Annotated in this window: 13 protein-coding genes; 8 read left to right on the top strand and 5 right to left on the bottom strand. The window is 61.3% G+C overall.

The annotated features are described in order from the left end of the window. Positions 1-327 precede the first annotated feature (327 nt). The 3 genes from RB548_RS08285 to RB548_RS08275 are packed head-to-tail and all read left to right on the top strand — an operon-like array spanning position 328 to position 1,215. Positions 328-693, top strand: a complete 366-nt coding sequence (locus RB548_RS08285) for an Hpt domain-containing protein (protein ID WP_331374452.1) — start codon at positions 328-330, stop codon at positions 691-693. Positions 694-715: 22 nt separating this feature from the next. Beyond that, the gene (locus RB548_RS08280) at positions 716-898 is read left to right on the top strand and encodes a hypothetical protein (protein WP_331374451.1); all 183 of its coding nucleotides are present in this window, start codon (positions 716-718) and stop codon (positions 896-898) included. Then, the gene (locus tag RB548_RS08275; RefSeq protein WP_331374450.1) at positions 895-1,215 is read left to right on the top strand and encodes a 2Fe-2S iron-sulfur cluster-binding protein; all 321 of its coding nucleotides are present in this window, start codon (positions 895-897) and stop codon (positions 1,213-1,215) included. Before RB548_RS08280 ends, RB548_RS08275 begins: the two co-directional genes overlap by 4 nt. Before the next feature lie 502 nt (positions 1,216-1,717). Here RB548_RS08275 and RB548_RS08270 read toward each other — a convergent pair. Continuing rightward, positions 1,718-2,344, bottom strand: coding sequence for a DUF922 domain-containing Zn-dependent protease (locus RB548_RS08270; protein ID WP_331374449.1), 627 nt, complete (start codon positions 2,342-2,344; stop codon positions 1,718-1,720). A 204-nt stretch (positions 2,345-2,548) separates the two neighbouring features. Between RB548_RS08270 and folP the strand changes: the two genes are divergently transcribed. The 3 genes from folP to folK are packed head-to-tail and all read left to right on the top strand — an operon-like array spanning position 2,549 to position 4,297. Next, positions 2,549-3,418 (top strand): dihydropteroate synthase, encoded by an 870-nt coding sequence (folP, locus tag RB548_RS08265; RefSeq protein WP_331374448.1) that lies wholly within the window; start codon positions 2,549-2,551, stop codon positions 3,416-3,418. Then, positions 3,415-3,786, top strand: a complete 372-nt coding sequence (folB, locus tag RB548_RS08260; RefSeq protein ID WP_331374447.1) for a dihydroneopterin aldolase — start codon at positions 3,415-3,417, stop codon at positions 3,784-3,786. Before folP ends, folB begins: the two co-directional genes overlap by 4 nt. Next, the gene (gene folK / locus RB548_RS08255; protein ID WP_331374446.1) at positions 3,773-4,297 is read left to right on the top strand and encodes a 2-amino-4-hydroxy-6-hydroxymethyldihydropteridine diphosphokinase; all 525 of its coding nucleotides are present in this window, start codon (positions 3,773-3,775) and stop codon (positions 4,295-4,297) included. The genes folB and folK overlap by 14 nt, the downstream gene beginning before the upstream one ends. Positions 4,298-4,463: 166 nt before the next feature. Here folK and RB548_RS08250 read toward each other — a convergent pair whose 3' ends face one another. Then, the gene (locus RB548_RS08250; RefSeq protein WP_331374445.1) at positions 4,464-5,015 is read right to left on the bottom strand and encodes a hypothetical protein; all 552 of its coding nucleotides are present in this window, start codon (positions 5,013-5,015) and stop codon (positions 4,464-4,466) included. A 239-nt stretch (positions 5,016-5,254) separates the two neighbouring features. Between RB548_RS08250 and RB548_RS08245 the strand changes: the two genes are divergently transcribed. Continuing rightward, positions 5,255-6,115: a cytochrome b/b6 domain-containing protein gene (locus RB548_RS08245; RefSeq protein ID WP_408642403.1), complete on the top strand. Its 861-nt coding sequence runs from the start codon at positions 5,255-5,257 to the stop codon at positions 6,113-6,115. Next, entirely contained in the window at positions 6,112-6,903 is a 792-nt protein-coding gene (locus RB548_RS08240) for a molybdopterin-binding protein (RefSeq protein WP_331374444.1), read from the top strand. Before RB548_RS08245 ends, RB548_RS08240 begins: the two co-directional genes overlap by 4 nt. A gap of 63 nt (positions 6,904-6,966) precedes the next feature. Here the strand turns inward: RB548_RS08240 and RB548_RS08235 are convergent, their stop codons facing one another. From RB548_RS08235 to RB548_RS08225, 3 genes are all read right to left on the bottom strand, one after another. Then, positions 6,967-8,043 (bottom strand): YcjF family protein, encoded by a 1,077-nt coding sequence (locus RB548_RS08235; protein WP_331374443.1) that lies wholly within the window; start codon positions 8,041-8,043, stop codon positions 6,967-6,969. Then, on the bottom strand, positions 8,040-9,536 hold the full coding sequence (locus RB548_RS08230; protein WP_331374442.1) for a YcjX family GTP-binding protein: 1,497 nt from the start codon (positions 9,534-9,536) through the stop codon (positions 8,040-8,042). Before RB548_RS08230 ends, RB548_RS08235 begins: the two co-directional genes overlap by 4 nt. Positions 9,537-9,698: 162 nt before the next feature. After that, positions 9,699-10,235, bottom strand: coding sequence for a SixA phosphatase family protein (locus tag RB548_RS08225; RefSeq protein ID WP_331374441.1), 537 nt, complete (start codon positions 10,233-10,235; stop codon positions 9,699-9,701). Positions 10,236-10,433 lie beyond the last annotated feature (198 nt).

Genomic DNA, 10,433 nt, shown 5'->3' with positions numbered 1-10,433 from the left:
CAGAGCTTATCCACCGGAACAGTTGCCACTTTCGTACGCAAACACGTTCCTAACCGTATCGTAGTGACACATTAGCCAGGTTCTTACAATTAAGCGCAATCCGCATTCATTAAAATCCTAATGATTTCTTAACAGAATGACGGCCTTCCGGCGGGAAAAGCCAAGGAAATCAGCCCGTTTAACATGCGTTAACCATTTCCTCAGATTCCTGCGTCGACTGCATCGCGCTTTAAGCCGATGGCAGCGGGCGGCGGTTGATAATCAACGCATGCACTCGCGATGCGACAACGCCGGCGAACGTGACACCTTTCGACAGGAAACTGGCCCATGGCGGCACTCAAGATAGCCTTCGAGGCACCGGATAACCCGGGAAGCTCCTCCCTCGGCAGAAAGCCCATCGACTTCGCCCAACTCGGCCAGCAGACGATGGGGGACAAGGAACTGGAGATTGAGGTCCTGCAGCTTTTCGCGCGGCAGTCGCGGCAAGCGGTCGGCGAGATCGCTGCCGGTGACGCGGATCGGCGCGTCCAGGCTGCGCATCGGCTGAAGGGTTCCGCGCTTGCCGTCGGCGCCGTTGACGTTGCGGAGGCGGCGGCCGCGATCGAGCGCGAACCAGGGAACGCGATCCTTGCCGGCGCGCTCGGCGCGGCTGTGCTCGTGACCGAGCTTTTTATTCTGAAGCTTTGCCGCTGACTTCAATCCCTTGCGGGGCCTCGTGTATCAGAAGCCGTTCGCGGCCGCGCTGACGGGCGTGTCCCACGGGGCGCGACCGGCCGTTGTTGACTGGCTGGCCAATTTGTTGGAAGAACGTGCGCTGAATCCGCGCCGTCGCCGCCTGCTGCAGCAGGAACTTGCGCTGGCGGCCACTCCTACCAATCCATTCCGGAAAGTGAAATGACAAAACTTACGATCGTAGCCTTTGACGGCACGCGCCACGAACTCGACGTCGAGAACGGCTCCACGGTCATGGAGAATGCGGTTCGTAATTCTGTGCCGGGCATCGAAGCCGAATGCGGCGGCGCCTGCGCCTGCGCGACCTGTCATGTCTATGTCGACGACGCATGGGCGGCAGCCGTCGGCGCGCCGGAGGCAATGGAAGAAGACATGCTGGACTTCGCCTACGACGTACGTCCGACGTCGCGGCTTTCCTGTCAGATCAAGATGAGTGAGGCTCTGGACGGGCTGGTCGTCCATGTTCCGGAGCGCCAGGCCTGACCCCGGGGCCGTTCTCGGCTACTCCAACACAGCACACAAAAAAATGCCTCGCTGGTCGCGTCGACGAGCGAGGCAAGGAGGGCGTATCGCAAACAGATGAGGGAGGGAGCATCTGCTGCACCAGGACACGCCAGGAGAACCTGTTTTTGCTTCATTGCTTCGGCGCTGTATTAAAGGCCTGAAGCAACGACGCGAAACCAAAATAAAGTCCCATCCGAGCAAAGCGTCTTACTATCGACTCATAGCTAAACGCTCATCTCGTCGAGAGGTTGAACTTCAATTCTACCGCTCACTTCATAGTATCGATATAGCTGAGTCGGCCTCTCACTGCCATCGTTAGAATTCGCCAATAAAATACCGTGGGTTTTGAGCAGTCGCCTTGCGCGCTGCCGGATTATAGTCACCCTGTTCTTGGGGGGCGATTTTTTGCTTCTAAAACAAAGCCAAGGAGTCGCACTGTGGATCGCAGTGCATCGTGCGCGAAGGGCAGGAGGCGATAACCTCAGCGCCCGTCCTTGAGGCCTTCCAGCCGGTATTGCAACAATCGGATCATGCGGCGATCGAAGTTTGCGGCCTCAGTGCGGTCAAAGCGTGCCTGATCCTTGTCGTGGTTTTCGACTTCGGTCGCACTTGTTCGAGCCACTTTGGCTTGCATACGCTCGCAATCCGCTTCAGGCTTCAGGGCTAGAAACGCCTTTTCCATCTGGCGCGCATGATTGCGGGCGATCTCCGCATGCCGTTCCTCATGGCGCTTTATGTCGCTCGCGAGCGTGTCCCAAACCAATGCCAGATCGCGCCCCGCCTGTTTGCGATATTTCCAACGCGGCAGGATGATACGCGTGCTGAGCGTTACACGCGCCGTGCCGATGGCGCAGCGCCCGCCACGGCTGACATAGGTGATCGTGCCGCCGAACTTGATCCGCGTCGCTCCGGGATGGCGCGCGCCCGTGCTTGTCATCACAGGGCCGGCCGCAGCAAGTGCCTTGTCGAGTTCGGCAGCCGTGCGACCGCCGATCGAGAAATAGGTGAAGCTCTTGCTGAACACAGTCTCTGCCGCAGCACTCCCCAGCGGAAGGCCGACGAGGAGCGCGACGAGAGCGGCTTTCAGCGAAACGCGTACTCGGTACATCAATACGTGGTTCTCTTTAGTTGAAGTTCGTTGAAGCTTGGGGCATAGCCAGCGCGAGCGCAACACAAATCGACTGCGGAGGGCGCTCGGAACCTCGGAGTGGCTTGAAGAAAACTTCGCAACTCTTTGATATTCAACAGGCTGAATTTGATTGGTGGGCCATGGAATATGGCGCACTTCTCGGCATCGCGGGATCATGGGACCATGACGAACACTCCATTTCAGGCGTCTCGCTGGAAATTGGCGCACGGGCGCAGTCTCGAACTAGGGCCGCGTGGCGTTTTGATGGCGATCATCAACATTACCCCGGATTCGTTCTCCGACGGCGGGCGTTTCATCGATGCCGCTGCGGCCGTAAGCGCGGGCCTGCGTGCGGTGGAGCAGGGCGCGGAAATCCTCGATATCGGTGGTGAATCCACCCGTCCGGACGCAGCGCCGGTGACCGCCGTGGAGGAGCAAGCGCGCATCCTTCCGGTGATCGCCGGGCTGGCTCGCGAAACCGACGCGATCATTTCCGTTGACACCTACCGTGCCGAAACGGCGCGGCTCGCCGTAGAAGCGGGCGCCCACATCGCCAATGACGTGTACGGGCTGCAGCGTGAAGCGGCGATCGCGGATGTCGCGGCAGCGACGGGCGCAGGGCTCTGTATCATGCATACGGGCCGTGACCGGCAGAAACTCGATGATGTCGTCGATGATCAGTTTCATTTTCTCGACCGATCGCTTGCGATCGCAGCCGGGGCCGGCATCGCCCGGGAAAGAATCGTACTCGATCCGGGTTTCGGCTTTGCCAAGGACACCGACGAAAATCTGGAACTGATGGCACGTTTCGGCGAGTTGCATCGCTTCGGCTTGCCGATTCTGGTCGGAACTTCGCGCAAGCGCTTCATCGGCGCCGTCACAGGACGAGATGCACCGGCGCGTGACGTCGGAACGGCGGCGACGACCGCGCTGCTTAGGGCTGCGGGCGCTGCGATATTTCGAGTGCATGATGTCGCAATCAACAGGGATGCACTGGTATTGGCAGATGCTATGCTGGCCGCAAAGAACAGCCGACGGGATACGAAGCCATGACCGGGACCTACATCATCACCTTGAAGAATTGTGCTTTCTTCGCCCGCCACGGCGTGCTCGACGAGGAGGAGTTTCTCGGACAGCGTTTCTTCGTTGATGCCGAGCTCGAGGTGGAGCAGGGCACCGCACTCGCGGAGGATTGCATCGACGACACCGTGCATTACGGTATCGCCTTTGCGGAAATCGAGAGAATCGTCACCGGGCGCCGGCGCTATCTGATCGAGGCGCTGGCGCTTGAGGTTGCAAAGACCCTTTGCGCACGCTTCCGGCAAATCCGGCGCGCGAAGGTTTCCATCCGCAAGCCGAACGCGCCGGTCCCGGGCGTGCTGGACTATGTGGAAGTCACGGTCGAGCATGTCGCAGAATAGGACCTGGCGGCACGCTACGCTCGGTCTCGGCGGCAATCTCGGTAATCCGCCGCGGGCTATGGCGGAGGCATTGCGCGCACTCGATAAAAGACCGGACTGCAAGATTGCCGCCGTGTCGCGGCTCTACCGAACCCCCCCTTGGGGCAAGACCGATCAAGCCTGGTTCTTCAACGCCTGCGCCGAGGTGGAGACGGTGCTCGATCCCGAGGCGCTGCTCGATACCTGTCTTGATATCGAGCGGGCGATGAAGCGGATCCGCAAGGAGCGCTGGGGGCCGCGCACGATCGACATCGACTTGCTGACCTTTGACAAAGTGATCTCAGCGAGCGAAAAGCTGGAACTGCCGCATCCGCGCATGACGATGCGCGGTTTCGTGCTGATGCCGCTTGCCGACTTCGCAGCCGACCTTTGCATAGAGGGGCGAATGGTCCGCGAATGGCTGAACGATGCCGATATCACCGGAATTGAGGTGGCGGATGGCGACGCCGATTGGTGGCGCAGGCGCACCTGAACGCGGGAAGCTCCTTCCGGAAAATAAAAGCCCGGCGCTGAGGCCGGGCCGTTTGCCTACTGCATGTTTCCTTAAATCGTAGCCGATCTAAGGAAACATGCAGCAATTCAAAGCGCAGCGACCTTTACGCGTCTGATAAGACGCGCGGCGCTGTAGGCTTCCGTCGCTACTTGATCGAGCCGACGGCGATCTTGTCCATTTGCCGGTTGAGGTTGACGCCGATAACCGGGATCATGGTCTCCTCGACCTTGACGGAGATCGTGATGTTCATCGTCTCCGCATCCTGCAGCCGGGCGATCATTGCGCCATTGAGCTGCTTGCGGTTGATCCCGACGACGACCTTGTCCTTGGCGACATTACCGGAGACCACGTCGAGCCCCTTGCCGTCGGCGCCATCGAGGAACTTGCCCGTATAGCTGCTGCCCTTCTGCGTAATCATGGCAGACATCGCCTGCTTGAAGACGCCGACCCGGCAGAAGCCGTCAAGCTTGATCCCGGCGTCTGCACCCGATGTCGGTTCGCCGATGAGGTCGCAGGTAAATTTCGTGCCTTTGTATTTGCCGGCGACGATCTCGCCGGGACCTTTCCACTGGCCGGCCACCTTCTCGAAAAACGCCTTGTCGCGGGCGCCGGAAGACGCCGGCGACGCAAGGCCGACAGTGGCAGCAAGCGCAAAAGCGGCAACGCCGCGAACGATCAAAGAAGGGCGCGAGAACATAATCGATCCTTGATGGGTCAACGTCCGAAACTGGTAACCACATTTGCGCTCAAATGGTTAATGGACGGTTTCTTTGTTGCTCATATACATGCCAATCCACCTGGAAAGCGGCCTGTCAAAAGCGCCGTTTACGCGGCTCACGCGGGCCTCACCGGGAATTGCGTCGGTCGGGGCAGACGTGTTTTTGAAACTCTATTGCCGCCTGCTACGTCATCGTCATATCGCGGGAGGTCTCGGACATGGCAACGGCGATAGACAAGCAAAAGCACGACATTGACATGCAGCGGACGACGATTCGTCGGCACGGCCTCGCGACGCGGATCACGCACTGGATATGGGCGGTCGCGCTGTTCTTCCTGCTCCTCAGCGGATTGCAGATCTTCAATGCCCACCCATCGCTTTATATCGGCGAGCAATCCGGTTTCGCATTCGACAACAGTGTGCTGTCGATCCGCGCAGTCAGAGGAGCCGACGGTAATGCCGAGGGTCTGACGACCCTGTTCGGTCGGCCCATCGACACAACCGGCCTGCTCGGTGTCAGCGGCCCGGAGGACAGCCGGGCGTACCAGGCATTTCCGGCCTGGCTGACTGTGCCCTCCTATCATGATCTCGCGACTGGCAGGGTCGTCCACTTCTTCTTCGCCTGGCTGTTCGCGGCCACGTTCGCCTCGTGGTTTGCTGCAAGCCTGATCACCGGCCATCTGCGGCGCGATATTCTGCCGACCCTTTCGGATATTCGCGGCTTGCCGGGCAGTGTCGTCGAGCATTTACGGTTCCGTTTTCATCATGGCCGCTCTTACAACGGTCTTCAGAAAATCTCCTATGCGGTTGTTCTTCTGGGCCTTTTCCCGCTCATGTTCCTGACGGGACTGACGATGTCGCCGGCAATGAACGCCGCCGTGCCCTGGCTCACGGAGATCTTCGGCGGCCGCCAGACGGCACGCACCATCCATTTTGTTGTCATGATGCTGCTCGTCGGCTTCTTCGCCATCCACATCTTCATGGTCTTTGCGGCCGGACCGATCAACGAGATGCGCTCCATGGTGACCGGACGGTACCGGATCGACGGGGAGGCGACCGAAGGAGAACCCGAACGATGAGCCGGATCATCATCAACCGCAGACGCTTTCTGACCGCCGCGGGTGTTGCCGTCTCGACGATGCCCCTGGTTGAGTGCGACGCGCTGGACGGCATGCTGTCGAGCGATGCGACCGTGCGCAACGCAATGGCTAGGGCGAATGGCCTGACCTATCGCGTCCAGCGATTCCTGGTCGGTGCCGACAGTCTGGCGAAGGAATTTTCGGAGAGCGAGATCCGTCAGGGCCAAAAGCCGAACGGCTCAACCGACCCCACGGACTCCATCTACGCCGCTCTTCGGGACGCAAGTTTCGCCGGCTACCGGCTGGAGGTCGGCGGCCTTGTCGACCGGCCTCTGAGCCTATCGCTCGATGAGTTGCGCAATATGCCGTCACGCACGCAAATCACCCGGCACGATTGCGTCGAAGGATGGAGCTGCATCGCCAAGTGGACCGGTGTTCCGCTCGCCGCCGTGCTGGACGAGGCCGGGGCGAAGTCGGACGCGCGCTACGTCGTCTTTCGATGCTTCGACACGATGAATCTCGGCCTATCCGGGGAGGTCGCCTATTACGAATCGATCGATATGCTGGATGCCCGCCATCCGCAGACGATCCTGGCCTATGGATTGAACGGCGCGCCGCTCCCGGTCGCGAACGGCGCTCCGTTGCGTGTGCGGGTAGAGCGTCAGCTCGGATACAAGATGGCGAAATACGTTCGCTCGATCGAGCTCGCCTCAGACCTCGCACCCTACGGTCAGGGAAACGGCGGTTTCTGGGAGGACCTCGGCTACGACTGGTATGCCGGCATATAGCGCCGCCAGGATCGCAATACCTCCGTGAACAGGCACGATTGACGCCGTCACCACTGCCGGCAATCAGTTCCCGGATCGATTTTCCGAACGGGATGCGCCGGGCGCGAGATCGGAAAGGAAGTCCCCGATCCCCGGTCGCTTCAGCGCGCGGAACGGCATGGGGCGGCATAGATCCATCGCCGCTATCCCGATGCGCGCGGTCATCAGCCCGTTGATCACCCCTTCGCCAAGCCGCGCGGAGAGTTTGGATGCGAGGCCGTGGCCCAAGACCTGTTGGATGAGGCTGTCGCCGGCGGCGATCGAACCGGTGACAGCGAGATGTGCGATGACGTCGCGCATGAGCCGCAGCATGCCAAGCGTGCCTGGGCGACCGCCGTAGAGTTCCGCCATCGCACGGATCATCCGAGCCGATTCGTAGAGAACATAGCCTAAATCGACGAGCGCGCGCGGACTTACGGCGGTCACGATCGACACGCGTTTCGAGGCGGCCAGAATGATCCGGCGCGCCTCGCGGTCGAGCGGCGTCAGCAATTCCCGCTCGGTCAACTCGATGAGATGAGGGCCGTCGATGATCTCGCCCTCTGTTTCCGCAAGCCGCGCCCGACCTTTCGCCGTGCGGGGATTGGCGGCCAGCAGGTGAACGAGCCTTGCCGTTGCGCCACGCGCGGTCCTGGTGCTGGCTGCAGCTTCACCGACATCCTTTTTCAACTGCTGTATCGCCGTCAGCTGCATCATGCCGGACAGTTCGCGCACAATGACGACCAGGAAGGCGAGGGCGCCGATCGCGACGACGGCGATCGCGCCGTAGCCAAGCCAATCGGCACGGGAAAAGAGGTCGCGAACCAGGTGATCTACCCACAATCCCAAGGCAAGCGAAAGCAGTATTCCCAGCGCGCCCGCCGCCACCTTGCCGAAGGACAGCCGTCGTCGACGCGGCGTTGCTTCCGGCAGGTTGAGTCCCTCGATCGCTGCAGTCGTCTCGATGAAGGGATCGTCTGCATCAGGCGTCATGACGACCCGGTCGCTGTAGCTTGCCGGCGCACGCCGTTGTGGTTGTCGCTCCGCGCCTTTGGCCTGCTCGTCAGGCTCGACGGAGAATGCGGCCGGCTTGCGCCCATGGTTCTTGAAATCGTCGCTCATGCCAGGCGATCTCCGAGCAGGAACTGCATCGCACGGTCAAGCCGGATATGCGGTACCGAGAGTTTCAACCCGCCGCGCGTCTCTTCCAGATGCGGTGGGCGGAAGCGCACGAAGTTCAGCTCAGGCATCGCGCGCTCCGCTTCCTTGGGTTTCGAGGCCTTAGGATGCCCGTCCACTGGCTCAAAAAGAACTTCAGGATCTTCCGGTAAATCACCGGGAAATATCGCTGTCTTTCTTTCTCCGTCGAATACGTCGCCGTTTATCCTCTCTCCGGCGATCGGGGTGCCGACGATCACCGGCAGCGTGTGGCCGTCGTGGTTCACCGTCGCCTCGCGCGTCGCGCGGACGGATGCAAGCGCCATCACTTCAAGACCTGCGCCGCTCATGCCGATCCGCTCGGCCGCGCGGCTGACGAGCCGCGCGGTGATGCGTTCGAGCCGGTCGTGGCTTTCGTGGTGCAGGTGGTCGGCCTTGGTCGCGGCGATCAGCACCCGATCGATCCGGCGCGTGAACAGGGCCGAAAGCCACGAATTGGCGCCGGGCCGGAAGCAGGCAAGCACGTCGGCAAGTGCCTGTTCCAGATCACTCAGCGCTTCCGGCCCCCGGTTGATCGCCTGCAAGGCGTCGACGAGGACGATCTGGCGGTCGAGACGGGCGAAGTGTTCGCGGAAGAATGGGCTTACGACGTGGGTCTTGTAGGCCTCGTACCGACGCTCCATCATCGCCCAGAGCGATCCTTTCGGGGCGCGACCCGCAGGCAGATCCGGAAGCGGCGAAAAGGTCAGCGCCGGCGAACCCTCGAGATCTCCGGGCATCAAGAAACGGCCCGGCGGCAGCGTCGAGAGGGACCGATCGTCTGCCTTGCAGGCTTGCAGATAGGCGGTGAAGCTTTCGGCAAGGCGCCGGGCGCCGCCCTCGTCGGCTGCCGCAGTGGCACCTCTCACCGACGCAAGCGCCAGCCACTCGCGCGACAGGCCTGCGCGCATGCCGGCGCGCGCCCGCCGCACCGTGCTCTCGCTGAACTGCCGGAAATCCTGCGCCAGCAGGGGCAGGTCGAGCAGCCATTCCCCCGGATAGTCGACGATGTCGATAGAGAGCCGCCCGGGCGAGAACATCCGGTTCCAGCCGCTGGCACTTTCATAGTCGAGCGTGATGCGCAGCTGCGAAATCGCCCTCGTCGAATCCGGCCAGACCCGATCCCTGACCAGGGCGGCGATATGATCCTCGTATTGGAAGCGCGGCACCGCATCGTCAGGCTGCGGCTCCAGCCGGACCTTCGAGACCCGCCCGGATCGGATGGCTTCGAACACGGGCAGGCGACCGCCATTCAACAAATTATGGACGAGCGACGAAATGAAGACTGTCTTGCCCGCACGTGACAGGCCGGTCACTCCGAGCCGGACTGCGGGATTGACGAGCCCGGATGCGCGATCGGCAAGATTGTCCAGCGCAATCAGGGCATCATCTTTGAAGCTGCTCAAAATGGGCGCCAAGTCTTTCCGTTCCTCGGGATTGATTCCGTCGCTATGAGAATCTTCTGCTCACCTGCAGCCATTAAAGACGCCGCGCACATGCTTTGGCCGTGGTGCGATATAGGAAATCTTTCCGCCACTGCAACGAGATAGCCGGATTTTCAGTTGGCGGGCAGGTTTTCGTCACGATCTTCCCGGCTCCTCCGGTACGGGCAGCAACAGCGTCGAAAGCCTCGCCAACCATCTGGCGCCGGCGCTTGGGGGTGCCGAAAAATCGATGATGGCCAACCCGGCCGGAGGGTAGCCGTCCGCGAGGACCCTGTCCGCAGCGTCGTCGCCGAGGAGTCGCCGAAACAGTTCCTCGATCATCGGATTGTGACCGATGAGCATCAGCGAGGCCAGGCTGGAATTTGCTTCGAGAAGCTCGGCGTAGACGTTCATCGATCCAGTATAGAGCCCATCGATATAACGAAGATCGATGTCTTCGCCGAGCGTTCGGTAGAGGGGTTCGGCGGTCTGGCGACACCGCACCGCGGTCGAGCACAGGATCAGTTCCGGTCGAATGCCATGGTCGGCGGCGCTCTGGGCGATCAGTTCCGCCTCGGCATAGCCGGTATCGTCAAGCGTGCGGTCGAAATCCCGCTGACCTGGCAGCGCCCAGCCCGAACGGGCGTGGCGGAGAAGGAAGAGGCGAAATGCCGGGGCGACGCTGTCTTGCATATATCGTCCGGGGGCGATCAGGTCGCCCGAGGGTTGGAGGTATCTCTTGTGGCCGGATCCAGTCGCGAGTCCGGCAGGATGGGTACCTTGTCCCGCTGCCGCAGCAAAGATCAAGCCGTCGGCTTACGTTTTCCGTGGAACCCAAGCCTATTGAATTGGCGCCCGCGGCACACCAGATGTCGCAATCTGAAATCTCAC

The organism is Sinorhizobium chiapasense, from assembly GCF_036488675.1.
Lineage (GTDB): Bacteria > Pseudomonadota > Alphaproteobacteria > Rhizobiales > Rhizobiaceae > Sinorhizobium > Sinorhizobium chiapasense.
Note: the sequence above shows the minus strand (reverse complement) of the source record. Positions and strands in the feature narration are given on the sequence as shown.